Here is a 25,830-nt window from a genome sequence, read left to right on the forward strand (position 1 = left end):
TATGATACCGTGTCTCTCAGGGGGAATTATCCGTCTGTCTGTGGGGTGTCCAGCCGAACAGCGAGTGCTTCAATGTCTCTGAATTCCGTTGTTGAGAGTGTAACGTCCAGAATTATTGAGCGGTCCAAGACGTCCCGCCGTCGTTACCTCACTCTTATGGAGCGTAACCGTGAAAAGGGTGCAGACAGGTCCCGGCTGACCTGCGGCAATCTGGCCCACGCCGTTGCGGCCTCCAGTGCTGCCGACAAGCAGGAGCTGGTGTTCGAGCAGCGTCCCAATCTGGGAATTGTCACGACCTATAACGACATGCTCTCTGCGCATGAGCCTTATGGCCGTTACCCGGAGCAGATGAAGATTTTTGCTCGTGAGGTTGGTGCCACGGCACAGGTGGCCGGTGGAGCCCCGGCCATGTGTGACGGTGTCACGCAGGGGCAGGAGGGGATGGATCTGTCCCTTTTCTCCCGTGACGTGATCGCCCAGTCCACGGCCGTCGGTCTCAGCCATGCCATGTATGATGGTGTCGCCCTGCTGGGCATCTGTGACAAGATCGTGCCGGGCCTGCTGATGGGTGCGCTGCGTTTCGGTCACCTGCCGGGCATGCTGATCCCCTCCGGCCCGATGACGTCCGGCCTGCCGAACAAGGAGAAGGTCCGTGTCCGTCAGCTTTACGTGCAGGGCAAGATCGGCAAGGACGAGCTGATGAAGGCCGAAATGGCCTCCTATCACAGCGAGGGGACCTGCACCTTCTACGGTACGGCCAACACCAACCAGATGATGGCTGAATTCCTCGGGCTGATGATGCCGGATTCCTCCTTCATTCCGGTTGACACCTCCCTGCGTCAGGCCATGACCCGGGCCAGCGTGCACCGTCTGGTCGAGATCAGCACGAAGGGCAAGGACCCCCGCCCGATGGCCGAGGTCGTCAACGAGAAGGCTATCGTCAATGCCATTGTCGGCCTGATGGCGACGGGTGGTTCCACCAACCACACCATCCACATTCCGGCCGTGGCCCGTGCCGCAGGCATCATCGTGAACTGGGAGGATTTCTCCGATCTTTCCGCCGTCGTGCCGACACTCTGCAAGGTCTATCCGAGCGGTCCGTCCGACGTGAACAAGTTCAACGAGGTTGGCGGTCTGCCGACGGTCATTGCCGAACTGTCCGGTGCGGGTCTGCTGCACCGTGATGCTCCGACCATCTCCGAGAACGGTCTGGACGACTATGCCAGACGTGCCCTGATGGGCAACGACAAGAACGTCGTCTATACCCCGGCCAAGCCGTCCAGTGATCTCGAGATCCTGCGTGGGGCGAAGGAGCCGTTCCACCCGGTCGGTGGCATCCAGCTGCTCCAGGGCAATCTGGGTCGTGGCGTGTACAAGTCCAGTGCCGTGGCGGACAACCTGCTGACCATCGAGGCTCCGGCCCGTGTCTTCCAGTCCCAGACCGCCGTGAAGGAAGCCCAGAAGGCTGGCGAGCTGCACCGTGACGTCGTTGTGGTCGTCATCGGCCAGGGTCCCCGCGGCAACGGGATGCCCGAGCTGCATAACCTGATCCCGTCCCTCGGCGTCGAGCTGGACCAGGGCTTCAAGGTGGCCCTGGTGACGGATGGCCGCCTCTCCGGTGCCAGCGGCAAGGTCCCGGCCGTGGTACATGTCGGTCCTGAGGCTCAGGTGGGTGGACCGCTCGCCAAGGTGCGTGATGGCGACATCATCCGTGTCTGTGCCCGCACCGGCAAGCTGGAAGCTCTGGTGGACGAGAAGGAATGGGCCGCCCGCACGCCGACCAAGCCGCACCGTGCGACAGCCGGTACGGGGCGTGAACTGTTCGCCCTCATGCGTGAGGTGGCTCCGTCCGCCGAGGAGGGTGCTTCACCGATGCTGTTCATGATGGATCGTGAACTCGAAGAAATCGGTGATGATGTTGAGAAAGGAACCGAGGTATGAGCTACATCGAGAGACTGGATGCGGTGATGGACCGCAGCCCGATTATGCCTGTTCTGGTTGTTGAGGATGTGGCCAAGGCCCGCCCGATCGCCGAGGCTCTGGTCGCTGGTGGCATCTCCACTCTGGAAGTGACACTGCGTACGCCGGCTGCTCTGGATGTCATCTCCGAGATGTCCAAGGTTGAGGGTGCGCTCGTCGGTGCCGGTACGGTGCTGAACACGGAGCAGATGGACAAGGCCATCAAGGCCGGTGCGAAGTTCATTGTCAGCCCGGGCATCACGCCGGCTCTGGCCAAGGGTGCTCTGGAGCGTGATATTCCGTTCCTGCCTGGCACGGCCAATGCCAGCGACATCATGATGGGTCTGGACCTGGGGCTGCGCCGCTTCAAGTTCTTCCCGGCCATGACCAACGGTGGCATCCCGGCCCTCAAGGGCCTGTCCGCCGTGTTCGGCAATCTTGGCGTGCGTTTCTGCCCGACAGGCGGCATCACTGAGGCCACCTACAAGGACTGGCTGGCCCTGCCGACCGTTGGCTGTGTCGGTGGTTCCTGGCTGACAGCTGGCGATGCCTCTCCTGAGGAAGTCGCCAAGCGGACCAAGGCTCTGGGCCTGCGCTGAGACCAGCGTTTCATGAGGTGGAGGGTGTAAGGCCTTCCAGTTTCAGGGTGGCGGAACAGGCGGCATGGCCGTGTGTTCCGCCATTTTTTTGTTGTGATGCGGGTCGGGATGGCCCGGATGTCCGGCTGTTGTATTCAGGTAACAGACTGGTCGGATAATCATGAAAAAGTGATCTTTCAGTTAAAATGTATCCCGTTCCCTGATACAACTCTGACCAGTCAGTCAGGAGGGATTGTTGCAGGCTGTTCGTGCTCATATGATGTCAATCATCGGCCTGTCCGGTGTGCTGCTGACGGCCATCATGACGACACTGAACGAACAGGTCTCGGCGCAGGGTCTCAATGACATCATGGGCGGGATGGGGCTGAGCCATGATCCGTCCCGCTGGTTTGTCAGTCTCTATACGTCAGCACAGGTCATCGGGGCCGGACTTTCGCCGTGGATGGCCATTACTTTCAGCCTGCGGCGGTGGGCCTTTTTCGTGCTGGGACTGGCGGTGTGCAGCATCGTGCCCACGGCGTTCTGCCAGACGCCGCTCCTGCTTTACATCCTGCGGAGTGTGCAGGGGCTGGCCGGTGGTTTCGCCATCCCGCTGCTCATGTTTTCCATTCTCAAGATACTGCCCTTCAACCTTCGGGCCTATGGTCTGGTGGCCTACACGCTGGTTTCCACCTGTTTCCCCTATCTTGGGACAATGCTTGCCGGATTATGGACGGACCTGCTCAGCTGGCAGTGGATCTTCCTTCAGGCCATTCCGCTGGGAGCATTGGCAGGGCTGCTCATCTGGTACGGGATGCCCGTCATGGAGCCACAGCATCATCGGCTCCAGATTTTCAACGGGTATGGTCTTCTGTTCTTTGCCGTGGCGGCCTGGTGCCTGACGACCGTCCTCTCCCTTGGGGACTGGCTGGACTGGTTCAATTCACCGCTGGTCTGTGTGCTGGGCGCCATCGGGCTGGCAGCTGTGCCACTGCTGATCTGGAATGAATGGAAGCATCCTCTGCCGTTTTTCCGTTTTCAGCTGCTCAGCCGGAACAATTACATTTACGGGGTCGGGGGGATCAGCCTGTTCGTGGTGGTGTCCCTTTCGGCCTCCGCCGTGCCCTTGCAGTTCCTGACGAAGGTTGTGGGGTACCGGCCCGAGCAGAGCTATCTCGTGACGCTGGAAGTTGCCGCCGTGGAGATCGCCATAGCCCCGCTGGTGGGGTACCTGCTCAACCGGCGGGACGTCGACTGCCGGATTGTCGGCTTCTTCGGCATGGTCTGCATGTTCATCGCCTGCTGTGGGGATTCACTGGTCACCTCTGTGTGGCAGAGGCCGGAATTCTATCTCTGGCAGTTTCTTCAGGGGATTGGCGGGGTGATGGTGCTGTCCTCCCTTCTGCTGATGTCCACCAACGCCGTGGTGGCGGAAGAATCGCCCTTTGCCGTGGCTCTGGTGAACATGCCACGGGCCTTCATGATGGTCGGTGGGACATGGCTGATGGAGCTTGTGGGCCGCTGGCGGGGCGGGCTTCATTCGGACAGACTGGCGGATCATCTGGGGCAGTATCGTTATGCGTTGGTGCAGGGCAGCAGCCCGCTCATCCAGAGTCCGACACCGCTCCTGCCGGACGGACGGCCCCGCTATCGGGGAAGCATGGGGTACCTCAAGGAACAGTTTCATCATCAGACAGCCGTTCTGACCCTGTCGGACCTGTTCTGCGTTCTGGCCGCCCTGCTGGTGGTGCTGATGGTCTTCATCCTGCTTGTCCCCGTGCGGACCTATCCGCCGTGGGTCGTTTTCGCTCCCCGTGGAGCAGGGAAATCCCCTGACCATCCGGCAGCTCATCACAAGGAGACAATCAGGGCATGAGAGGAGAGCAGAGACGCAGGATGATGGGCATGACAGGGCGGGAGAGATGGGTATGACGCAGAAAACAGATGAACGGACCGGAGATGCCCGCCCGCAGGCCAGTGTCACCAGAACGGTTCCGGATGATCGGGCCGCCCTGGCACGGGAAAGACGGCGACGCTGGCCGTTCCTGCTGGCAGGAGGGATCATCCTTGCCTTCATCATCAGCGTGCTGTTCACGGTCTTCGTGCCCGCAGCGCATGTCTGGACGAATGATGCCTACGTGACGGCCCATTACAGCGTCATTGCTCCCCGTGTGCCGGGGCAGGTCGTGTCCGTCCCGGTGGATGACAATCAGACCGTTCATGTCGGGGACATTCTGGTGCAGCTGGATCCACGGGACTATCAGACGGCCCTGGACCAGGCCCGGGCGGTGGAAGCCCATGACCGTGCGCTCGTGATGGATGCCGCTGCCAGCGTGGCCCGCCAGCCCGCCATCATTGCCGAGGCAAAGGCACGGGTGGCCCAGCTTTCCGCCCAGCTCCTGTTCGCACGACAGAATGCCAGCCGTTATGCCCATCTGGCCCTCAATGGTGCAGGTAGTCGGGAAGAGGGCGAGCGGACCCGGGCCAGTCTGGATGATCTGACGGCGTCCCTTCAGGCAGCGGAGGCCCAGAGGGATGCCGCCGAGGCGCAGCTCCGTGTGCTGGAGGCCCGGCAGGATTCCAGCCGCCGCCAGGTGGACGTGGACCGGGCACGGGTGCATCAGGCCGAGCTGAACCTGTCCTATACGGCCATCCGTGCGCCCTTTGATGGTATGGTCGGGGAGCGCACGGTGCAGAGCGGCAATTATGTGCCTGATGGCGCAGCCCTGATGGTGGTCGTGCCGATGGACCAGCTCTGGATCGAGGCGAACTATCGGGAGCTGGCCCTCCAGCACATGCGCCCCGGTCAGAAGGCTCACATCCATGTGGATGCGTACGACATCGACCTTGATGGTGTCGTGGACAGCGTGCCTCCGGCCTCCGGTGCGGCCTTTGCGCCTCTGGCCCCGGAGAATGCGACCGGCAACTTCACCAAGATCGTCCAGCGTCTGCCCGTCAAGATCACGCTGGTGCCGGGGCAGCCTCTGGCCCGCCTGCTGCGGATGGGTTTCTCTGTCGAGACGACCGTAGATACGGGGCTGAGTTCCGTGGTCAGGGCGCAGACCCGGACGGACTGGGCGGTGACGGACAAATGAGCATGAAGGGTCTGTCTGTCTGTGGTCGGGGGAAAGTGGCCATATGGGCCATGCTGGGGCTGGTCTCTCTGGGTGGATGTGTGCGGATGGGGCCGGACTATCACACCCCGAAGGAGAACGATCAGCCTGCGGCTTGGCAGAAGGCGGCGGATGTGCGGGAGAGGCGGAGCCGTGGTTTCACCAGTCCGGCCACGGTGGATGTCAGCTGGTGGCAGCAATGGCATGACCCGGTCCTGAACCGGCTTGTGGAGCGGCTCTCCCGGGAGAATCTGGACATCCGGCAGGCCGCCACCCGTGTGCTTCAGGCCCGGGGGCAGCTGAAGGTCGTGGCGGCGGAAGGTGTCCCCAGCCTGAGCTGGGCCGGATCCTATACATGGACACAGCAGAGCCGGAAGGGCTTCCTGACGCTCGCCCAGCCAGCTCCGGGGTCCAACCTGCAATATGAGCAGTATGCCAATATCGGTTCGGCCTCGTGGGACATGGATGTGTTTGGCCGCATCCGCCGTCTTGTGGAGGCCGGAAAGGCCCGTGTGGACGAGCAGCAGGCCTATGCCCGTGGCATTGCGCTGGCCCGTCTGGCCGATTTCGTGGAAGCCTATCTGCGCCTGCGGGCGGTTCAGGCCCAGATAGTCCTGACAGAGCGGCATCAGGCCCTCGTGCGGCACGATCTGGCCCTCGTGCTGGCCCGCCAGAAGGAGGGTGCGGCCAATGATCTGGAAGTGGCGCAGGCCCGTGGGCAGGTGGAGCAGACGGACAGTGCCCTGCCGCCCCTGCGGGACATGCAGGCGGCCCTGATCAACACGATGGGGGTCATGCTGGACCTTCCGCCCCGTGCGCTGGAGGAGGACCTTCTGCCGGTCCAGCCCCAGCTGGATGTGCCCGTTTCTGTCGGGGTGGACGTGCCCTCCAGTCTGGCGCAGCGCAGGCCGGACATCATGGTGGCGGATGCCCGCCTCCATGCGGCCACGGCGGAGGTCGGAGCAGCGAAGGCGGCCTTCTATCCGGACATCAATCTGGCAGGCAATCTGGGGACGCAGAGCCTTTCGGCCGGGGACTTCTTCATGCCTGCGGCCAAGTATTTCACGCTTGGCCCGACCGTGAACGTGCCGATCTTTGAGGGGGGACGCCTGCGGGGTACGCTGGCCCTGAAGAAGGCCGAGCAGCAGGAAGCTGCTCTGGCGTATCGGCAGACGGTCCTGAATGCGTGGCGGGATGTGGATGATGCCATCACGAGGCTGGCTCAGCTTCAGCTCCGTCATCAGCATGTGGCGGAACTTGTGGCGCAGAACCGGAAGGCCTACCGGGCTGCCCGCCTGCAGTATGAGGATGGAGCCGTGCCGTTTCTGGAAGTGGATCGGGCGGAGTCCATGCTGCTCTCCAGTCAGGTGACGCTGGCTGATATGCGGATGGAGACGACACTGGCTGCCGTCAGTCTCTATCGGGCACTGGGTGGGGGATGGCAGTCCGTGCTGGCCGCCACCGGGCAGCGCATGACGGCGGAGGCCGGCAGGGCCGATGGTGGCCGGAGCAGGGCGGGCCGATGAGGTGGAAGAAGCGGCCATGTGGCTCTTTTGCGGGTCACGGACATGAATCTGTCTTGCACAGCCGCAAGGTGGGGGATATGCCACAAGCATGACTGATACACGCTTTTCTCCCCGTCGTGCCCTTCTGTCCGTTTCCGACAAGACAGGGCTGGTTGATCTGGCCCGTGCCCTTGTGGCCCGGAATGTTGAAATCCTCTCCACGGGTGGATCGGCCCGCACGCTGCGTGAGGCTGGCCTGCCCGTGAAGGAAGTGTCCGAGCATACGGGCTTCCCCGAGATTCTGGATGGCCGGGTCAAGACGCTGGTACCGTGGATTCATGGTGGCATCCTCGGGCGGCGGGACAGGGAAGAGCACAGGGCGCAGATGCAGGAGCATGGCATTGCGCCGATCGATCTGGTCTGCGTCAATCTGTATCCTTTTGCAGCCACGGTGGCCTCCGGTGCGGATGCAGAGCAGTGCGTGGAGAATATCGACATTGGCGGTCCGGCCATGGTGCGGGCTGCCGCCAAGAATTTTGCCTCCGTGGCCATCCTGACAAGCCCGGCCCAGTATGCGGGCTTTCTGGCGGCTCTGGAGCAGGGCGGCACGACGCTGGCAGAACGCCGGGATTGGGCCGCTGCGGCCTACACTCATACGGCAGCCTATGATGGCATGATCTCCGCCTGGTTCACCCGTCAGGGTGATGAAGAAGGCAAGGTCGCCCTGCCGCCGGTCCTGACACTCTCCGGCCAGCGTGACGAGCTGCTGCGCTATGGCGAGAATCCTCATCAGGCAGCGGCCTTCTATCGGGATGGCAGTGCCCGGCCCGGTCTGGCCACGGCAAGGCAGATTCAGGGCAAGGCTCTGAGCTATAACAACCTGAATGACACGGATGCTGCTTTCGAGGCCGTGGCCGAGTTTGACGAGCCGACGGTGGTGATCGTCAAACATGCTAATCCGTGTGGTGTGGCTTCTGCCGCCACGCTGGTCGAGGCATGGAAGGCTGCACTGCGCTGTGATCCGGTTTCAGCCTTTGGTGGAATCGTGGCCATGAACCGCACGCTGGATGAAGCCACGGCGGAGCAGATCAGTGCGATCTTCACCGAGGTGATCGTGGCCCCTGATGCAGACGAGGGGGCGAAGGCCATTCTGGCGAAGAAGAAGAACCTGCGTCTGCTGCTGACCGGTGGCGTGCCGGATGCCCAGGCTCCGGGCCTGTCCTTCCGGTCCGTTTCCGGCGGGTTCCTTGCCCAGAGCCGGGATAACGGGCATGTCACGGAGGACATGCTGAAGGTCGTGACCAGACGCAGGCCGACAGAGCAGGAAATGGCCGATCTTCTCTTCTCCTTCCGTGTTGCCAAACATGTGAAATCCAACGCCGTGATCTATGTGAAGAATCAGGCTACGGTGGGCATCGGTGCCGGGCAGATGTCCCGTGTGGACAGTGCCCGGATCGCCGCCCGCAAGAGTGAGGATGCCGCCCATGCAGCCGGGGAGTCCGAGGCTCTGACAGAAGGGTCCGTTGCCGCTTCCGATGCGTTCTTCCCCTTTGCGGACGGGCTGGAGAGCGTGGTCGCCGCAGGGGCCACGGCTGTCATCCAGCCCGGTGGGTCCATCCGGGATCAGGAAGTGATTGACGCAGCCGATGCTGCCGGGATTGCCATGGTCTTCACGGGGATGCGCCACTTCAGACATTGAGGTTCCATGATGATCACCCGATTTTCTGCTCTTTTCGTCCTGATGGGGAGCCTGCTGGGCGGGTTTCCTGCGGTGGCCCGGGCGGCCGACTGCCAGTATGACGTGAAGCCCGTTCCGGTCTTCACGGGTACGGTCAGCCGCATCACGGGGGATGGAGTCCTGTTCGCTGACGGGCGGGATGTCGTCATGCCGGAATCCCTGCTGCCGTTCGTGCGTCTGGCCAACGAGGTGAAGGTGCACGGGCTGGTCAGCCTCGACGGGCGGAAAATCTGGGTGCTGGCCCTGTATGACAGGGACAGGCTGGTCTGTCCTTCCGCACTGGATGTCCGCAAGGGGGCCTATCCCGGGTCGCCAGCCTATGATGTGATCGAGCATCAGGGCGGCGGGTCTCCCTGAGACGCTTTATGAACATAGCCTTCGTGGCCGCCTCGACCGAGGCCGCACAGGAAGCCCTGAAACGGTTCGTCAGACGCTATGGCAATGTCCCGCTGGATCAGGCCGAGGTGCTGGTGTGTCTGGGTGGTGATGGCTTCATGCTGGAGACACTGCTGCACATTCCCGGCCGCAACATTCCCGTTTTCGGCATGAATTACGGCACGGTCGGTTTCCTCATGAACAGCCCGGAGGAGGATCATCTTCCCCAGAGGCTGGCCTATGCCCAGCATACTGAGATCGCTCCCCTGCACATGTGGGCGAAGACGACCTCCGGTGAGGTGCATGAGGGCATCGGCTTCAATGACGTTTTCCTGTATCGGGAGACCCGGCAGACGGTTCATATCGGCATCGAGGTTGATGGCCGGACCCGCATGTCACGTCTGACCTGTGACGGCATCATTCTGGCGACGCCGGCGGGGTCCACGGCCTATAACCGGTCGGCTCACGGGCCGATCATTCCTCTTGGGGCGGACCTTCTTTCCCTTACGCCCATCTCGCCTTTCCAGCCCCGGTACTGGCGGGGGGCGTTGCTGCCGGCCGACGTGACGGTGCGTTTCACCCTGTCGGATACGGCAAAGCGGCCTGCCTCTGCCGTGGCCGGGCCGGAGGAAATCCGGGATGTGGAAGAGGTGGTCGTGAGGCTGGATCATGACAGGAAGGTGACCCTTCTGTTTGACCCTGACCACAGCCTGTCCGAGCGGATCATAGCGGAACAGTTTGCGGAATGATCAGGGATTTTTAGGTTGTCCGGGCCTATCCTGCGGGGAGGTGGTTCTGTCTGCCCTGATCTCCCTGGAGCATGACGGGGCCTGCATATGTGGAGACGAGAGATGCGTGGAACAATTCTGACTTATGACGTGAAGGCCGGTGAGGGTCTGATTAGCGGAGATGATGGCAGGCGTTACTCATTCAAGGGAGCCAGTTTCGGCTCTGACAGCAATTTTCTGCGGAATGGGACGCTTGTCGACTTTGAAGCCCGGGATGATGAAGCCCTCTCCATTTTCATGGTACCGGGTGGGGCCGGGAGCGGTCTGGGGGCCGTCTTCAACGAGATTGGCGGGAAGTCCAAGGTCATTGCGGGACTTCTGGCCCTCTTCTTTGGTGGGCTGGGCATCCACAAGTTTTATCTGGGTTATAACCGGGCCGGAATCATCATGCTGCTGGTGACGGGTTTCGGTCTGCTGCTGCTGGGGATTCCAAGCCTCATCATCGGGGCTGTCGCTTTCATCGAGGGAATCCTCTATCTGACGAAATCTGATCAGGCTTTCTATCATACATATGTGGAGAACCGCCGGGAGTGGTTCTGACGGTTCCAGCCTGCATGTGACAGGGGCAGCCAGAAGATGTTGCGAGTCGGTATCTTCTGGCTGTCCTGTACTGGGCTGTCAGCAGACCGGAGTGAGCAGGGGTTTGCCACTGAAGAAGGCAAGCAGGTTGTCGATGATGTTCTGCCCCATGGCCAGCCGTGTCTCCACGGTGGCGGAAGCCTGATGAGGCTGTAGCACGACATTTTCCAGCGAGAGGAAGGCCGGATTGATCTTTGGCTCGTTTTGGAACACGTCCAGTCCGGCCCCGGCGATGGTCCTGTTCTTCAGGGCTGCCAGCAGGGCGTCTTCGTCAATGACGCTGCCACGGGCCGTATTGATGAGAACGCCATCCTTTCCGAGAGCTTCCAGAATGTCGGCATTGATGATGTGTTTCGTTTCCGGGGTAGCTGGCAGCGTGATGACGAGGACATCCGCCCAGCTGGCCAGTTTCCCGAGATCAGGCTCGAAGGTCAGGGGGCTGCCGGTGCGGGGGTGCGGGTTGAAATAGGCCACCTCCATGTTGCTGGCTTCTGCCCGCCGTGCCACGGCCTGTCCGATGCGCCCGAATCCGGCGATCCCCAGTCTGCGGCCATTGAGGGAATGGGCCAGGGGCGGGAGCTTTCCATCAGCCCACTGGCCATCCAGAAGAAACTGTTCGTTGCTTTTCAGGTTACGTTTCAGGGCCAGCAGGAGAAGCATGGTCATGTCGGCCACATCATTGGTGGAAATGTCCGTCGTGACGGTGACGTGGATGTTGCGCCGCTTGGCTTCGGCAACGTCGATCCTGTCCAGCCCGACACCATTGACGGCGATGATCTTCAGGTCCGGCAGGGCCGCCATGACCTCAGGAGCCACACCGTAGGAGCCGCCCGTGGCAATGGCCTGGATGCCCGAGGCGATCTTTGCCAGCTCATCCATGCTGGTGAAGGGATGGATGGTGAAATGCTCCGACAGGGTTTTCAGGGTTGGTTCGGGGAGCGGCTCCAGCAGAAGGAGAGGCCGTTTTGTCTGAGATGTTTCGGTCATGAGTGATGTCTCCCGTTGAAAGGCAGGGGAAGCCTATTCCGTAATGGTTGAACCGTCCAGATAACGGGCTGCCAGGGCCTTGCAGCCCCTCTCGACATCCCGCCATGTGGTTTCAAAACCATCTTCTGGACCATAATAGGGGTCGATCACATCCCGCCCCTTCTGTCCTGCAACATGGTCCAGAAGGAGGGTGACGTGGGCCTTGCTGCCAGCGGGCTGGAGTGTCTTCAGGGCCGCCAGATGGGAGCGATCCAGGGCGATGATATGGTCGAAGCGTTCAAAATCATCCTGCCGGACCTGACGTGCCCTCAGCACGTCGGCATTCAGACCGTGCCGACGGGCCGTGGCACGGGCACGGGGGTCCGGACGGTCCCCCTCATGCCAGTTGCCGGTCCCTGCGGAATCAATCTCGACCATAAGGCCCCGTGTTTCTGCCTCCCGGCGCATTGCCAGCTCGGCCAGTGGCGATCGGCAGATGTTGCCCGTACAGACGAAGAGGAAAGAGGGAGTGTGCGGTGTGTCTGTCATGGATGTGTCAGCCATATGAAGAATGCCAGGGTAAATATGGAACTGATCGTGCCGAAAAAAAGGACCGAGGCGATTTCACGCTCCATCATGTGATAGCGCATGGCGAGGATGACATTCATGGCGGCACTGGGCATGGCCATGGCGAGGATGCCTTCCTGCAGGGTGAGGGAGGGAAGCCGCCAGATGAAGGCCAGAGTACAGACGCCAAGGGGTATGAGGATGTTGCGCCCGAGGACCATCAGCCCGACAGGGAGGCTGAACCTGACCTGCCTGGCGCAGAGCACCACGCCAGAGGCGAAAAGGGCCGTTCCACCGGTGGCGTGCCCCAGCAGCTGAAGTGAGCTTCTGAGCGACACTGGGAGCTGGAGACCGGCAAGAACCATCAGGAAAGCCAGCATGGGTGCCCAGACGACAGGTTCCTTGCAGGAATGGAGCAGATGCCCGCCCAGTTCCCGCAGGGTTGTCTGCCATGTCGGAGCCATCTGGCTGTCCTGACGTTGCTGACGCTGCTGGTCGTGATTCATCAGGATCAGGGTCAGAGGAATCTGGCACAGATTCATGACGAGTGAAGCGACCGAAATTGGCACGGCACTGGTAGGGCCGAAGAGCTGGCTAAGCACCGGGATGCCGATGAAGGGCACGGAAGGACCGGTTACGGTCATGGCGATCAGGGCGGCCTCTCCCTGTTTACGTTTCAGGACCAAGCGCAGGGTGATGAACAGGAGGACATGGACGCCAAGCATGGCGATAAGAATCAGCGCAGCCAGCGGACCTGCCGTGAGCACACGCTCCCGTGGCGTGCTGAGGATGGAAGAGAGAAGGGCCAGCGGCAGGGCGTAAAGCATGACAAGCCGGATGAGAACCCCGGCCTGATGGGAATCAAAGTCCCGTCGCCATGCCGCCAGATATCCCAGCCCAAGCGTGACCAGTATGGGCAGGATGGCTTCTATGATTGTCAGGAAAAGGGCTGTCGTCATGGGCTGCCATCAGTCCTGCATGGGAGGGTGGTGGAACAGCCTATGACGTTTCAGCATCCAGGGGAACAGGCCTGTCGCTCCCCTGGATGTATGTGGCGTATGCTTACTTCCTGTAAGGACCGCCAGCCTGTACCTCGATGCTCAGCATGTGCTGACCTGTGCTGGAGGACGGGGCATCATGCAGGAGCAGCTCTGCCTCGCCTTTGGTCCAGCGGTGAGGACCGGCCTCGATGACGTCCCAGCCTTCCAGAAGTTTTTCCGTCAGGTGGCGGGTGATGATGTGCTCCTGTCCACCAGCCCAGACGGAAACCTGTCCGACCAGCATGCCGAGTTCACGACGGTCATCCAGATGCGGACCGACGGCCTCGGAGGGACGGAAGGTCCGGGAGCCGAGAACGACCCTGCGGGCATGGGCCGGCAGGGCGAAGAGGTAACGGCCTGCCTCATGACGCTGCGGACGCAGGGTCCGGCCATCATCCAGCCGGATGTAGGGGGCTGGGTCTGTCGTCATGTCATCGGCTAGCGTCTCGGAGGATGTTTCGGCCTTTGTCAGGCCCAGCTCCTTCGCACGGTCGGCAAAGCTGGTGTGCAGCGGCTTCACGAAGTCCTGGGAGACATCAAGCGGTGCCGCAGCATGTTCGTTCCAGTTGAGCTGCTGACGTTCCACCAGACGCATGGCCCCGTCGGTCGAGGAATCAGGCTGGTAGATGTCCTGCTCATCCGTATCCAGCCAGCTTTCCGTCAGCACGTCATTGGCCCAGATGATGGAGTGAGGCTCCGTCTTCACATGGTAGTAGTCATATTCCACCTGACTGTGGTCATACCGGATGGAAGTCCCGTTCACGAGCATACGGACAGGAACAAACTTCCCTTCAAAGTAGAAGCAGTGTTCCGGCGTGACGGACAGGTCCTTGTTGGGCAGGCCCTTGCCGAAGGCATCCTTGGCAATGATGACGGACCAGCCAGCCATGTCCTCAGGCTTCGAGCTGTCAACACGGGCACGACGCTGGATGACGCCGGTGATTTCCCGTGTCTCCTCCCTGCCGTCCACATGGATGCAGACCTGCTCACCCTTGCGCAGACGCTCCACGGCCTTCTCACCCTTGGGCGTGCGGATCATGCTGCCAGCAAGGAAGCACTTCTGATAGATCAGGAAGCTGTTGCCCTGTCCGTCATCGCTGAGGACAAAGCCGGTCGGATCGTAAGAGCCGGCGAGGCTCATGGACCACGTCTGGCCCTTTTCCGTGACGGTCAGGGTGTTGCCGCTGATGGTGACAGACTTGTTCTGGTCATCATAGGACATGCCGTTGAGCTTGATGCGGGCATTGTAGCCCATGGACGTGTTGACCAGCGTGGCACCGGATTCAACGGTCAGGAGGCCGCCAAGATTCTCCCTGTTCACGCTGCCCGTTGCCCCGGCGATGGTCGCATTGGATACGACACCGCCGGACTGGATGACGGAGGCAGGGGTTGTGGCACGTGTCGTGCCGCTGTCATAGGTGATGACGCTCTGGATGGCCGTTCCGCCAGAGGAAACGATCAGCTCACTGTTGTTGGAGACCGTTGCGCCGCTGACCCAGCCGCCATTGCCGATTTCGATATTCTGGACGGTTGCACCGGGCATCAGCACGCCGGACGCGCCGCTCAGGATGGTCAGTTTGCTGATGAACACGCCGGAAGCAACGGTGGCCTTGGCGGAAGACAGGAACATGCTGTCGAGTTTGGCTCCGGCACTGATGACGCCCGTTGCCCCGGAGACGGCGGACAGGACCTGCACGCCAGCCCCGCCTGCCGGGATCTGAAGGGTTGCCCCGCTGAGCATGACGTTCGGCACCGTGGCACCACTGGAGATGGTGATGGAGGCCCCGGAGGCAGCCGTCAGGGAGCTGACGAGACTCTTGGACCCGATGACGCTCGTGCCGCCGCTCTGGGCATTGAGGGCACTGACAAAGCCGCCGCTGGAGATGACCTGGGTGCCGCCCAGGGCATTGAGCGTGAGGATGGACGCCCCACTGCCGATGGTATCGACACCGCCGGTAGCGTTGAGGGTTCCGATCGTGCGGTTGATGATGGAAGCCGTGGCACTGCTGCCGATATCCAGCTCGGTAAGCAGGTTGCCGGAATCGATGGAGACGGAGGCAGGGATGGCCGACGTGCGGCCCCCGCTGACCACCGTGCCCCCGCTGGCCACCACCGTGGCACCACTGACGAACTGGCCACCGGAAAGGACGGACGCCGCACCGGCACTGACGGTCAGTATGTTGGCGAGAGTACCGCCGTTGGAAATGATGGCCGTACCAGCATTCTGGATGCTGATGCTGTTCACGACACCACCGCTGCCGATGGTGACCGTACCGCCCACACCGCTGGAACCGGCCATCATGGTGCTGATGGAGGCCCCTGCTGCCACGACGTTGGCGGTCGTGCCGGCAGCAAACATGCCGCTCGTGACCGAGGCACCGGACATGGCGATGGCCGTACCGGCACTGGCCAGCACATAGTCGACCGTGCCGCCGTTATTGATGGTGAAGCGCGAGTTGGGGGAGTTGATGGTGGCACCACCGGTGACGATACCACCGGAGACGCCCCCGGCTCCACCGTTCATGACGAGATGGTTGACCGTACCCCCGTTGTTGATCTGGATGCTGCCACCGCTGCTGGCGACAAACTCGGACCCTATGGCCCCGGAGGAAAGCTCGGCATAGCCTTGGCTGGAGGCGGTCAGGCCGGAGACCAGACTGCTTGAGGTGATGAAGGCTGAGCCACCGCTGGTGATGGTGGCATTGCTCACGGTACCGCCAGAAGTGACGAACTCTGTTCCGCCCTTGACGGTCGGGGAGATGCTGGTGCCCCCGCTGATGATGTCAATACCACCGGAGCTGATGATGGAGCGGAGTGCCGAGCCGTCTGATCCGACAAGTTCCGTACCGCCATTGAGGATCACGCTGTCGGCAGTCGTGCCCTGACCGTATGAACCGAACTCGGCCTTGTATCCGGCATGAAGCCAGCTGACATAGGTACCGCCGATGACATGGAGCAGACCGCCGCTGGCGACCGTGGGAGACTGTGAAGACCCCCCGGAGTTGTACAGTGTCCCGCCCAGGATGGTGGCGTTGGAGGAAAGACCGTTGCTGACAACGATCTGGACCGAGGAGCCACCCACGAAGAGCTGGTTGATCGACGTGCCGTTGGAGAAGACGGCCTGGCTGCCGAAGATGGTACCGCCCGTACCGACACCACCGTTTCCGACACCATAGAGGCTGCCGGGGTTGAACGTTCCCCCCGACATGAGGCCCCCGACCCCGTTGACCTGGAAGCCCTTGATGATGAAGTCGTTTCCGCCGCCGCCCACGAGGGCATAGCCGGCTGAACCGACGACGGGGTTGAGCACGGTACCGAAGCCGTTCAGGTTCGGGTTGTCGGCACTGACGGCCCCGGCGAAGATGGCCCCGGAGGACCCGACGACGCCGCCGGAAATGACACCGCTGCCCACGGCCTCGATGGAGGCGTTGTAAAGGGCCGTGGCCCCATACATGCGGCCCCCGTTACCAATGATGGCCAGGGAGCCGCCGTCCACGGCGATGGCGTTGGAGATGACATGGTTGTATGCGTAGGCCAGCGAGTAGGCCGTGCTGGTCCCGGTGGCTCCGCTGTTGGCCCCGGTGGAGATGATGTACGTGAAGGGCGAGGCACCACTGACGTAGAAGTTCTTGATGTCGATCGAGGTACCCTGACTGTCCGTACTACCCGAAAGGATCTGCGTCCATCTTGCGGGGGCCTGACTGACACCAAGGGAAGTCAACTTGTCGTATTTGCTGTCGTAGCTGTAGCTTGTATTGCCGAATGTAATGGTGGGCATGTCAGAAAGGTCCCTCAGCTAGGGTGGGATAGGTAAGGTGAAGGAAGAATAAATGAACCCTTTATGGAAAGCTAGCAGAATCAGGGTGTCTTTTCATGCCGGGACTGGAGGTGACGGATGCAGCTGCCGTCGCTGCCTTCGTAAAAGCTGAAGAGCAGCACAAGGCCATCCCCCCTGGGGGAGGAAAAGGCAATCCAGCTTTCTTCACCCTCAGCAAGGATCAGGCTGCGGTGTTCCTGCGGTTCCAGCATGATCGGATGAGGGCCTTCCAGGTCCTCCTGCTGGAAGCTGGTCCGTGATTCCTCAAGGAACACGTCGGGTACATGGTGACGCCCCAGATGGTGGGGGTAGCTTGGTATCGTGGAGGTGTCACAATCCAGTGATCCTCCCAGGAAGGCCATGATGGCATGCTGGCCCGCCGGAAAATCCAGCACGTACTGTCCTTCATGAGGGATGATGCAGAGTTCGGCCTGGTAGCCGTTGCGCCGGTACAGGGTGATGGCCGTCAGTCCGTCCCTGTGGCAGGTCGGGCAGTGGAGGGGAATGTGCGTCAGGCCGGGACCGGCGGGGGAAAGGAACCATTTCTGGAAAGCCCGCAGGGAGGTGATGTCTCGCTGTGTCATGCCGGTTTTCCTCAGGTGACGGGGAATGCGGCCCCGTCGTCATATGTATTCTGCCGTATCCGGGAACCGCCTGCATGGGCAGGCTGGTGTCCGCGGGGGGATTCGAACCCTCGACCCCAGGATTCATACCACTTCGGCTTTCGCCGCCCGGCCTCGTGATGAGGCCCGTTCGTGGTCTGGACTGTCTCTTCACCACGGGGCCGAAGCCCCGCCACGGTGTCGCCCGTACAGTCTCTACACCTTCCGGCCCGCTGGGAGGGGCTGGCTTGGCTCGGGATTGGCATGGCCCGGAGGGCGTTAGCGTTCCCCGACTTTGAGCGAATTCACCGGGCGGTTTGCCATCCCGGTGCCCAATTATTTAGGAATCCTGTGCTCTATCCTGCTGAGCTACGCGGACACGCAAGGATTGCCTAGCGTTTTTTTTACGGTTTCGCAAGCCTGCTCTCCCACCATGCCCCTTGGCCTGTGTGGACGGGCAGGATATGTAGGGAGCAGTTCTGATCTGTTCTGACAGTTGATGCTTCCACCCCTGCCATGCTGGAAGCCTTGTTCAAGACCGGCCCTGGCACGGCCTTCTGCAGGTTTGCCCATGTTCTTTTCGTCATCGTATCCGGTACCCCGTCTGTCCGCTTTCCTGGGGGGGCTGCGTCGCCCCGTGGTCCTGTCCCTGATGGCAGTGGTGGCTGTCGGGGGACTATCTGGCTGTGGTGGCGGAAAGCGCAATCCTTCCTCGCTGACCCTGCCCCGCAATCACCTGCTGGGTGTGGACCGTGGCGCACAGGGGGGGGATGACCAGCTCCGTGGTGGGGTGAACGCCTATCTCTGGCGTGGGGCGATCGACACGCTGTCCTTCATGCCCATGGCCTCGGCCGATGCGCAGGGAGGTGTCATCCTGACGGACTGGTACCAGCCTTCCGGCTCGCAGGATGAACGTTTCAAGATCGCCGCCTATATCCTGGACCGCCGCCTGCGGTCTGATGCCATCCGGCTCAGCGTCTTCCGCCAGACCCGCACCAATGGTGGGGAGTGGCAGGATACGCCGGCCGCCTCCAACACGGCGGCGGACATCACCTCCCGCATCCTGGAGCGTGCCCGCCAGCTGCGGGCCGAGAATGGCGGCGGAAAATAAGATAATCTGATGAGTGACATGACAGCCAGCAACGCTTCCGATTCCAGTTTCGACTTCCACGCCCGTGAACCTCACTGGCAGGCCCGGTGGGCGGAGGCTGACAGCTTCCATGTGCCGGACGTGCCTCCCGCCGACAGGCCGAAATATTACGTGCTGGAAATGTTCCCCTATCCGTCGGGGCAGCTGCATGTCGGGCATGTGCGCAATTACACGCTGGGCGATGTGGTGGCCCGATACAGGCGTGCCCGTGGCTATGCCGTGCTGCACCCGATGGGCTGGGATGCCTTCGGCCTGCCGGCAGAGAATGCCGCACGGGAGCGGGGCGTGCATCCGGGCAAATGGACCCTCCAGAACATCGCCACCATGCGGGGGACGCTCCAGCGGCTCGGTTTCTCGCTGGACTGGAAGCGCGAGATTGCGACCTGCCTGCCGGACTATTACGGCCAGCAGCAGAAGCTGTTTCTCGACATGCTGGCTGCCGGTCTGGTGGAACGGCGTGACTCGTCCGTCAACTGGGACCCGGTGGATCAGACCGTCCTGGCCAACGAGCAGGTGGTCGATGGTCGTGGCTGGCGGTCCGGTGCGCTTGTGGAGAAGAAGACGCTCTCCCAGTGGTTCCTCAAGATCACCGACTTTGCCGATCCTCTGCTGGAAGGGCTGAAGGAGCTGGACAAGTGGCCGGAGCGTGTCCGCACCATGCAGGAACGCTGGATTGGCCGTTCCGAGGGGGCACGGGTCCGTTTCAGCCTGCACAACCCGCCACAGGGTTATGACGTGGATGGGGATTCCATCGAGGTCTTCACCACACGGCTTGACACGCTGTTTGGTCTGAGCTTCATCGGCATTGCGGCGGATCATCCGCTGGCCCGCAGGATTGCGGCGGACAATCCGGAGGCGCAGGCTTTCATTGAGGAGTGCCAGCGTGTCGGCACGTCCGAAGAAGCGTTGAGCACGATGGAGAAACGTGGTTTCGATACCGGGCTGCGTGTGGTGAATCCGCTGAATCCGGAACAGACGGCCCCGGTCTGGATCGCCAATTTCGTGCTGACGGAATACGGCACGGGTGCGGTGTTCGGCTGCCCCTGTGGCGACCAGCGTGATCTGGACTTCGCCCGTAAATATGGGCTGGATGTCCCTTCCGTCCTTCTGCCTGCGGGTGAGGATGAGGCTAGCTTTGCCGTGGGGAAGAAGGCCGTCACGGGGGAGGCCACGCTTTACAATTCCGGTTTCCTGAGCGGGAAGAGCACGAAGGAGGCCATCCGGGCTGCCATCGAGCGGGTGGAAGAGTTGGGCGTTGGCCGTGGCGTGACCAACTGGCGTCTGCGGGACTGGGGCATTTCCCGTCAGCGTTACTGGGGCTGCCCGATTCCCATCATATACTGCGAATCCTGCGGTGCCGTTCCCGTGCCGGAAGACCAGCTGCCGGTGATCCTGCCGGAGGATGTCACGTTCGACAAACCGGGCAATCCGCTGGACCATCATCCGACATGGAAGCACGTTTCCTGCCCGAAATGCGGTGCGGCGGCACGGCGTGAGACGGATACCTGCGACACGTTCGTGGACAGCTCATGGTATTTCGCCCGGTTCACGGCACCAAAGGCAGGGACACCGACTGATCGGAAGGCGGCTGATGGCTGGCTGGCCGTGGACCAGTATATCGGTGGCATCGAGCACGCCATCCTCCATCTTCTTTATGCCCGGTTCTTCACCCGGGCGATGAAGAAGACGGGCCATCTGGATGTCAGCGAGCCATTTGCCGGGCTGTTCACGCAGGGCATGGTCACGCATGAGAGCTACCGGGATGGTACCCAGTGGCTTTACCCGGATGAGGTCGAGCAGCGTGGGGATCAGGTGGTCCGCAAGGATAACGGCAATCCCGTGACGGTCGGGCGTTCGGAGAAGATGTCCAAGTCCAAGCGCAACACGGTGTCTCCGGTGGAGATCATCGAGCGTTACGGTGCCGACACGGCCCGCTGGTTTGTCCTGTCCGACAGTCCGCCGGAGCGTGACATGGAGTGGACGGCGGCTGGCGTGGCGGCGGCCGGGCGGTTCATGCAGCGTCTGTACCGGCAGGTTCAGGCCGTTGCGGCTAGGGATGGAGCGGACGCCGCCCACGGGACCGCCGGAGAGGAACTGCGGCAGGTGACGCACCGCACCATTGCCGCCGTGACAGAGGCTCTGGAAGGGTTCACGCCGAATGTGGCGGTGGCCCGTCTGCATGAGCTGTCCTCTGCGCTGGGTGAGGCTGAGGGCCGGGACGGTGAGGGCCTGCCTGCCGCCCGCCGTGAGGCCGCCCATGTTCTGGCCATGCTGGTCTCTCCCATGATGCCGCATCTGGCCGAGGAGCTGATGCTGCTGCTGGAGCCAGAAGGTCCGATGGTGGTGGAGCGGAGCTGGCCGGAAGCGGATGAGAGCCTGCTGGCGGTGAAGAAGGTGACCATTGCCGTGCAGGTGCTGGGCAAGCTGCGTGGCACGATCATCTGCGCTCCTGATGAGGCGAAGGAGACCGTGCTGGCACAGGCCAGGGCCGAGCCGAACGTGGCGAAAGCACTGGAAGGCAAACGGGTCGTCAAGGAGATCCACGTGCCGAACCGGATCGTCAATTTTGTGGTGGCAGGCTGAGCGGGAGAGGCTGGATGAGCAAGGTCTCCCGGATGGAGAAGATGGCCCGCTTGGGTTTTGGTGTCCTGCTGGCCGGGGCGGGGCTGGCCAGCCTGGGGGCGTGTGGATTCCAGCCTCTTTATGGCAGGCAGGCCGACCAGAAGAATGCTGACGTCAGCCGGCAGCTGAAGGATGTGTTCGTCGCCAACATCCCGACCCGTTTCGGTCAGGAGCTCCGTCTGGGTCTCCAGAAGGAAATGGCCGGAGACGGGCCAGAACGGCCGGAAGGCTATGTCCTGCGCGTGAGTGCCACGGCCTCTCTGGAGTCGATCGACATTCATCAGGACAACACGTCGGGCCGTACCCGTGGGGTCGGTTGGGCGGACTGGCGGCTCTATCGTGTCGGGGATACCAATACCGTACTGGCGAAGGGTTATGCCCGGACGCTGGATGGGTACAACATGTATATCGAACAGTATTTCGCCCAGACGCTGAACAATGAGACATTGTACAAGCGCATCGGGGAGAATCTGGCACACGAGATCACCACGCAGGTGGCCATCTGGTTCCGTGCCCACCAGTCCCTGGGGGAGGAGAAATCCGTCCGTCCGGGTCGGAACCCGTATCTGGACCAGCTGCCCGGCACGCAGCGGACGAACCTGCGTTCCCTGGGTGTTGACGGTTTCCCTGCCAATGCCGTGGGGCGCAGCAGCAACAATGCGTCCACATGGACGGGTGAAGACAGTCGGAATCTGGAGGAAGAAGAGGATAACGGTCTGTGAAAATCACGGCGCAGGCTGTCGGGCGGACCCTGAAGGACGCTGGCAGCTGGCGTGTCATCCTCCTGCATGGGGATGACGGTGGACTCATCCGGGAACGGGCCAGGGATGCGGTCCGGACGGTCGTGGATGATCTGGATGACCCGTTCCGGCTGGCCCGGCTGGAAGCTGAGGAGCAGGACCGGCTGGAGGAAGAGGCCTTGGCCCTGTCTCTCACGGGGGGGCGGCGGGCCGTCTGGCTGCGGGGGGTGCAGGATGGAGCCCTCGACCAGCTGAAGACGGTCCTGAAACAGGAAAGCGATACTCTGATCGTTCTCGAGGGGCTGGGCCTGGGAAGCCGCTCCAGACTGCGACAGTTTGCAGAAAAACATGAGCATGTGGCGTCCATCGGCTGTTACCCGGAGGAAGGGCGGAATCTGGCCCGGACGGTGGCGGACATTCTGGCGGAGGATGACCTTCGGCTGGATCGTGACGGGATGGCATGGCTGCTGGGCCATCTGGGGCACGACCGGACACTTGTCCGCAGTGAGGTGGAGAAGCTGCGTCTTTATGGTGAGCCGGGCAGTATCCTGACCGTTGATGACGTTCAGGCCTGCGTGGGGGATTCGGGGCAGGCATCACTTGATGATGCGGTATATGCGGCTCTGGCGGGGAACCGTCTGGCCGCTGACCGGGCCTTTGAGCGGGCCGTGGGGGATGGTGCCAGTCCTGTCGCCTTTGCCCGTGTGACGCTCTCCGTACTGGAGCGGTTCCAGCAGGCTGCCCTTCTGGTCCGGCAGGGGCGGTCCCGGCAGGAGGCGATGGCGGCCCTGAAGCCGCCCGTTTTTTTCCGCCGCAAGGATGAGTTTCTGGCCGGGCTGAAACGCTGGCCGTTCTCTTCCCTTTCCCAGGCGGCGCAGGCCACGCAGGCTCTGGAACTGGCCTGCAAGCAGAGTGGAGCACCCGACGTGCTGCTCTGCCGCCGCCATCTGGTCCGGCTCTGTCACCCCCGGGCTTTTGAGCAGGACTGAGGCCACGGACCTGTTTCATAGGCAGGTACATTCCCTGTCATATATATGACTGGTTTTTCCTTTTATTAATGGATATTAACTTGGGCGGCGGTGGGAGTTTCCTGCCATTCATGGCTGGAAAAGAGGGGCGTGCGGGCGTTCTTTAAATTAAACTTTAGTATATAATGATAATTATTATCACCTAGATAGCCACCAGAAAATATCCTTTTTTGGTGGTGTTCATGAGTCGTTTCATCCGCAGTGGTCTCAGGCCGTTATCAGCCGCTCTGACAGTAGGGGGCGTTGTAGGGAGTGCCCATGCAGAGCCGGGAGCGGCGGCCGGTGTCACCCAGGATGTGGCCACGCCTGCCGAAGGGACGGATGGTGCAAAAGGTGTCCAGGCCGCCGGAGTTGAGCAGATCCATGTTGTCGGTCATCCGTTCAACACGATGCATGCCAGCAACGACATGGGCCGGATGCCGCAGGACGTCATGCACACGGCCCAGACGATTGATGTCGTGCCCCGGGAGCTCATCAGGCAGCAGAATGCGAAATCGCTTGAGGAAGCCCTGAAGAACGTTCCCGGCATCACGTCCTCCGTGGGGGAAGGGGCCGGAGGCATGAGTGGCGACCAGTTCCTCATCCGTGGCTTCCCGGCGCAGAATGACATCTATGAGGATGGCCTGCGGGATTTCGGTGTCTATACCCGTGACAGTTTCTTCCAGGATTCCGTCAATGTCATCAAGGGGCCGTCCTCCGAGGTGTTCGGTAATGGAACGACAGGCGGGGCCATCAACATCATCACCAAGACCCCGACACTGAGGGATCATTACGGAGCTGATTTCAGTGGTGGATCGGGGAATTTCTACCGTGGCACGGTGGATGTGAACAAACGCATCGGGGATACCTCGGCCTTCCGTCTGGAGGGCATGGGGAATTCTAATGATGTGGTGGGGCGTGATTACGCCTATTCCCACCGCTGGGGTATTGCGCCGTCCATCGCTTTTGGCATCGGCACGAAAACGACGGTCGTGTTGCAGGTGATGCACCAGACCTCCCGCAACGTGCCGGATTATGGTGTGCCGGTCGTCAACGGCCATCCTATCACGGAGCAGTCGTCTCTCGGCGTGCGCCGGGGCAACTGGTACGGCAAGACGCAGGACCATGACAACAGCGATGACACGATGGAGACATTGCGGCTGAAGCATGTCTTCAACCGTCATTTCACGTTCCACAATGACCTGCGCTTCGGTGAATACAGCCGGGACTTTGCGGCCTCCACGCCGCAATGTGCCAATGCGTCCTGCTCCGAGATGCAGATATATAATCCGGGGTACAAGAAGGTCGATCCGGCTGCCGGTGTGGGCCTCAATGGCGGACCGATGCCGTACAGGCAGTCCAGCTGGTCCTTTCAGGACGTGGCCTCCCTGCAGGCGGACTTCAATACGGGATTCCTGCGCCATCAGGTCGTGACGGGATTCGACATGGAGTATGTGCAGGATTCCCGTCGTCAGTATGCGTATGATGCCGTGGGTGCCCATCGGGCCATTCCGTGGCAGAACACCTACCATCCACAGCGTGACGATTATGGTTATGCGACCTGCCGGGCGGATTCTGGAAACTGCTGGAAGAACACCAATTACAGTCTGGGGCGGCCGGATTCCCGTGGCTATGGATTCGATACGGGGCTTTTCCTGTATGACCAGATCTGGTTCACCAAGTGGCTGTCCGCCAAGGGCGGGCTGCGCTGGGACCGCTGGCAGACCATGTACAGGACATGGGGAGCGGACGGGCAGGAGAGTGCGGCGGCCCGTGGTCCGCTGGGCAAGGCTCCGTCTGCGGCACTGGACTATCATGACACGAAAGGCGTCATCAATCCGACGGCCAGTCTGCTGATCACGCCCAACAGCTGGCAGACCTTCTACTTCACCTATGCAAGCTCCACGACGCCGATGGGCATGTATGTGACCAACGGTGCCCTGCCGATCCGCCCCGTGAACGGGCAGGTGGCTACCCAGCCTGAACGCTCCCAGCTCTATGAGGTGGGGTCCAAGATGAGCCTGCTGCATGACCGTCTCGGGGCCACGATCTCGCTCTTCCGGCTGGACAAGAACAACGCCCTGACGACGGACCCGGTCGCCGGGCAGGTGCTGGCCACGGGCGTGAAGGAACGCAACCAGGGACTGGAACTGTCCCTGGGAGGCATGATCCTGCCGGGCTGGAACGTGACGGCGACATATGCCCTTTATGACCCGCGGGTGATGTCCGGCCCCAATCATGGCCGGAATATCCAGTATGTGCCGCACAATCAGGCGACGCTGTGGTCCGCCTATGAAGCCTTTCCCGGCAAGCTCTGGAACTTCACGATCGGTGGGGGGCTGACATGGCGGCAGGACGTGTATCTGGACCTTGCCAACACGGCGAAGGTGCCTGCCAACGTGGAGTTCGATTCCTACATCTCGCACCGCATCAACCGGCACTGGGTCGTGTCGCTGAATGCCTACAACCTGTCCAACCGTCTCAACTACAACTCACTCTTCACGAACCGGGTGACACCGGCTCCGGGGAGGGCCTTCCTCGGGCGGTTGAGCATGGATTACTGATCCGTCTTTCAGACACGGACCATCTGCCGGACTCTGCGCCCTTCCTGTTCGGGAGGGCGCAGTTTTTTTATGGAGAATCATAAAGTTTAACTTCTTATAATTGTAAGTTTAACTAAAAGT

19 protein-coding genes are annotated in these 25,830 nt (G+C 61.7%); 14 read left to right on the forward strand and 5 right to left on the reverse strand.

What is annotated here, in order from left to right; all coding sequences use genetic code 11:
* The first annotated feature begins 72 nt into the window (after positions 1–72).
* The 9 genes from edd (at position 73) to CPA56_RS05950 (ending at position 10,596) form a co-directional block, all read left to right on the forward strand.
* Complete coding sequence (edd, locus tag CPA56_RS05910; protein ID WP_182041100.1) at positions 73–1,941, forward strand: phosphogluconate dehydratase; 1,869 nt, start codon at positions 73–75, stop codon at positions 1,939–1,941.
* Positions 1,938–2,558 carry a bifunctional 4-hydroxy-2-oxoglutarate aldolase/2-dehydro-3-deoxy-phosphogluconate aldolase gene (gene eda, locus CPA56_RS05915; protein ID WP_043558277.1) on the forward strand — a complete coding sequence of 207 codons (621 nt, stop codon included), beginning with the start codon at positions 1,938–1,940 and terminating at the stop codon, positions 2,556–2,558. Before edd ends, eda begins: the two co-directional genes overlap by 4 nt.
* A gap of 256 nt (positions 2,559–2,814) precedes the next feature.
* A complete protein-coding gene (locus tag CPA56_RS05920; RefSeq protein ID WP_182041101.1) occupies positions 2,815–4,413 on the forward strand; it encodes an MFS transporter in 1,599 nt (532 codons plus the stop codon).
* A 52-nt stretch (positions 4,414–4,465) separates the two neighbouring features.
* Positions 4,466–5,632 carry an HlyD family secretion protein gene (locus CPA56_RS05925; protein WP_182041102.1) on the forward strand — a complete coding sequence of 389 codons (1,167 nt, stop codon included), beginning with the start codon at positions 4,466–4,468 and terminating at the stop codon, positions 5,630–5,632.
* Positions 5,633–5,634: 2 nt separating this feature from the next.
* Entirely contained in the window at positions 5,635–7,176 is a 1,542-nt protein-coding gene (locus tag CPA56_RS05930; protein ID WP_229707451.1) for an efflux transporter outer membrane subunit, read from the forward strand.
* 88 nt (positions 7,177–7,264) lie between these two features.
* The gene (gene purH, locus CPA56_RS05935; protein ID WP_182041104.1) at positions 7,265–8,854 is read left to right on the forward strand and encodes a bifunctional phosphoribosylaminoimidazolecarboxamide formyltransferase/IMP cyclohydrolase; all 1,590 of its coding nucleotides are present in this window, start codon (positions 7,265–7,267) and stop codon (positions 8,852–8,854) included.
* 6 nt (positions 8,855–8,860) lie between these two features.
* Positions 8,861–9,250 (forward strand): hypothetical protein, encoded by a 390-nt coding sequence (locus tag CPA56_RS05940; protein ID WP_182041105.1) that lies wholly within the window; start codon positions 8,861–8,863, stop codon positions 9,248–9,250.
* An 8-nt stretch (positions 9,251–9,258) separates the two neighbouring features.
* On the forward strand, positions 9,259–10,017 hold the full coding sequence (locus CPA56_RS05945; RefSeq protein WP_182041106.1) for an NAD kinase: 759 nt from the start codon (positions 9,259–9,261) through the stop codon (positions 10,015–10,017).
* A gap of 102 nt (positions 10,018–10,119) precedes the next feature.
* Complete coding sequence (locus CPA56_RS05950; protein WP_182041107.1) at positions 10,120–10,596, forward strand: TM2 domain-containing protein; 477 nt, start codon at positions 10,120–10,122, stop codon at positions 10,594–10,596.
* 78 nt (positions 10,597–10,674) lie between these two features.
* On the opposite strand, the gene CPA56_RS05955 is transcribed toward CPA56_RS05950, so the two are convergent.
* The 5 genes from CPA56_RS05955 to CPA56_RS05975 all read right to left on the reverse strand — a co-directional run bounded on the left by CPA56_RS05955 (position 10,675) and on the right by CPA56_RS05975 (position 17,609).
* Positions 10,675–11,622 carry a 2-hydroxyacid dehydrogenase gene (locus CPA56_RS05955; protein WP_182041108.1) on the reverse strand — a complete coding sequence of 316 codons (948 nt, stop codon included), beginning with the start codon at positions 11,620–11,622 and terminating at the stop codon, positions 10,675–10,677.
* 33 nt (positions 11,623–11,655) lie between these two features.
* Positions 11,656–12,150, reverse strand: coding sequence for a low molecular weight protein-tyrosine-phosphatase (locus CPA56_RS05960; protein ID WP_182041109.1), 495 nt, complete (start codon positions 12,148–12,150; stop codon positions 11,656–11,658).
* Positions 12,147–13,127, reverse strand: coding sequence for an AEC family transporter (locus CPA56_RS05965; RefSeq protein WP_182041110.1), 981 nt, complete (start codon positions 13,125–13,127; stop codon positions 12,147–12,149). The genes CPA56_RS05960 and CPA56_RS05965 overlap by 4 nt, the downstream gene beginning before the upstream one ends.
* A 103-nt stretch (positions 13,128–13,230) precedes the next feature.
* Complete coding sequence (locus tag CPA56_RS05970; protein WP_182041111.1) at positions 13,231–16,986, reverse strand: Hint domain-containing protein; 3,756 nt, start codon at positions 16,984–16,986, stop codon at positions 13,231–13,233.
* A gap of 80 nt (positions 16,987–17,066) precedes the next feature.
* Positions 17,067–17,609 carry a hypothetical protein gene (locus tag CPA56_RS05975; RefSeq protein WP_182041112.1) on the reverse strand — a complete coding sequence of 181 codons (543 nt, stop codon included), beginning with the start codon at positions 17,607–17,609 and terminating at the stop codon, positions 17,067–17,069.
* 670 nt (positions 17,610–18,279) lie between these two features.
* Here CPA56_RS05975 and CPA56_RS05980 point away from each other — a divergent pair.
* From CPA56_RS05980 to CPA56_RS06000, 5 genes are all read left to right on the forward strand, one after another.
* A complete protein-coding gene (locus CPA56_RS05980; protein WP_407645657.1) occupies positions 18,280–18,738 on the forward strand; it encodes a DUF3576 domain-containing protein in 459 nt (152 codons plus the stop codon).
* 9 nt (positions 18,739–18,747) lie between these two features.
* Positions 18,748–21,360 (forward strand): leucine--tRNA ligase, encoded by a 2,613-nt coding sequence (gene leuS, locus CPA56_RS05985; protein WP_182041114.1) that lies wholly within the window; start codon positions 18,748–18,750, stop codon positions 21,358–21,360.
* Between the two features lie 14 nt (positions 21,361–21,374).
* The gene (locus CPA56_RS05990; protein ID WP_229707452.1) at positions 21,375–22,121 is read left to right on the forward strand and encodes a hypothetical protein; all 747 of its coding nucleotides are present in this window, start codon (positions 21,375–21,377) and stop codon (positions 22,119–22,121) included.
* Entirely contained in the window at positions 22,118–23,128 is a 1,011-nt protein-coding gene (gene holA, locus CPA56_RS05995) for a DNA polymerase III subunit delta (protein ID WP_182041115.1), read from the forward strand. The genes CPA56_RS05990 and holA overlap by 4 nt, the downstream gene beginning before the upstream one ends.
* A gap of 221 nt (positions 23,129–23,349) precedes the next feature.
* Positions 23,350–25,710, forward strand: a complete 2,361-nt coding sequence (locus CPA56_RS06000) for a TonB-dependent receptor (protein WP_182041116.1) — start codon at positions 23,350–23,352, stop codon at positions 25,708–25,710.
* The last annotated feature ends 120 nt before the right edge of the window (positions 25,711–25,830 follow it).

The organism is Bombella mellum, assembly GCF_014048465.1.
GTDB classification, from domain to species: Bacteria; Pseudomonadota; Alphaproteobacteria; order Acetobacterales; family Acetobacteraceae; genus Bombella; species Bombella mellum.

What these genes read in the sequence shown, in the direction of transcription:
- CPA56_RS05920 (WP_182041101.1), top strand. Translation starts at nt 2,815, where the DNA reads ATGATGTCAATCATCGGCCTGTCCGGTGTGCTGCTGACGGCCATCATG.
- CPA56_RS05960 (WP_182041109.1), bottom strand. Translation starts at nt 12,150, where the DNA reads ATGACAGACACACCGCACACTCCCTCTTTCCTCTTCGTCTGTACGGGC.
- CPA56_RS05965 (WP_182041110.1), bottom strand. Translation starts at nt 13,127, where the DNA reads ATGACGACAGCCCTTTTCCTGACAATCATAGAAGCCATCCTGCCCATA.
- CPA56_RS05940 (WP_182041105.1), top strand. Translation starts at nt 8,861, where the DNA reads ATGATGATCACCCGATTTTCTGCTCTTTTCGTCCTGATGGGGAGCCTG.
- edd (WP_182041100.1), top strand. Translation starts at nt 73, where the DNA reads ATGTCTCTGAATTCCGTTGTTGAGAGTGTAACGTCCAGAATTATTGAG.
- leuS (WP_182041114.1), top strand. Translation starts at nt 18,748, where the DNA reads ATGAGTGACATGACAGCCAGCAACGCTTCCGATTCCAGTTTCGACTTC.
- CPA56_RS05955 (WP_182041108.1), bottom strand. Translation starts at nt 11,622, where the DNA reads ATGACCGAAACATCTCAGACAAAACGGCCTCTCCTTCTGCTGGAGCCG.
- eda (WP_043558277.1), top strand. Translation starts at nt 1,938, where the DNA reads ATGAGCTACATCGAGAGACTGGATGCGGTGATGGACCGCAGCCCGATT.
- CPA56_RS06000 (WP_182041116.1), top strand. Translation starts at nt 23,350, where the DNA reads ATGAGTCGTTTCATCCGCAGTGGTCTCAGGCCGTTATCAGCCGCTCTG.
- purH (WP_182041104.1), top strand. Translation starts at nt 7,265, where the DNA reads ATGACTGATACACGCTTTTCTCCCCGTCGTGCCCTTCTGTCCGTTTCC.
- CPA56_RS05980 (WP_407645657.1), top strand. Translation starts at nt 18,280, where the DNA reads ATGGCAGTGGTGGCTGTCGGGGGACTATCTGGCTGTGGTGGCGGAAAG.
- CPA56_RS05970 (WP_182041111.1), bottom strand. Translation starts at nt 16,986, where the DNA reads ATGCCCACCATTACATTCGGCAATACAAGCTACAGCTACGACAGCAAA.
- CPA56_RS05950 (WP_182041107.1), top strand. Translation starts at nt 10,120, where the DNA reads ATGCGTGGAACAATTCTGACTTATGACGTGAAGGCCGGTGAGGGTCTG.
- CPA56_RS05945 (WP_182041106.1), top strand. Translation starts at nt 9,259, where the DNA reads ATGAACATAGCCTTCGTGGCCGCCTCGACCGAGGCCGCACAGGAAGCC.
- CPA56_RS05930 (WP_229707451.1), top strand. Translation starts at nt 5,635, where the DNA reads ATGAAGGGTCTGTCTGTCTGTGGTCGGGGGAAAGTGGCCATATGGGCC.
- CPA56_RS05925 (WP_182041102.1), top strand. Translation starts at nt 4,466, where the DNA reads ATGACGCAGAAAACAGATGAACGGACCGGAGATGCCCGCCCGCAGGCC.
- CPA56_RS05975 (WP_182041112.1), bottom strand. Translation starts at nt 17,609, where the DNA reads ATGACACAGCGAGACATCACCTCCCTGCGGGCTTTCCAGAAATGGTTC.
- CPA56_RS05990 (WP_229707452.1), top strand. Translation starts at nt 21,375, where the DNA reads ATGAGCAAGGTCTCCCGGATGGAGAAGATGGCCCGCTTGGGTTTTGGT.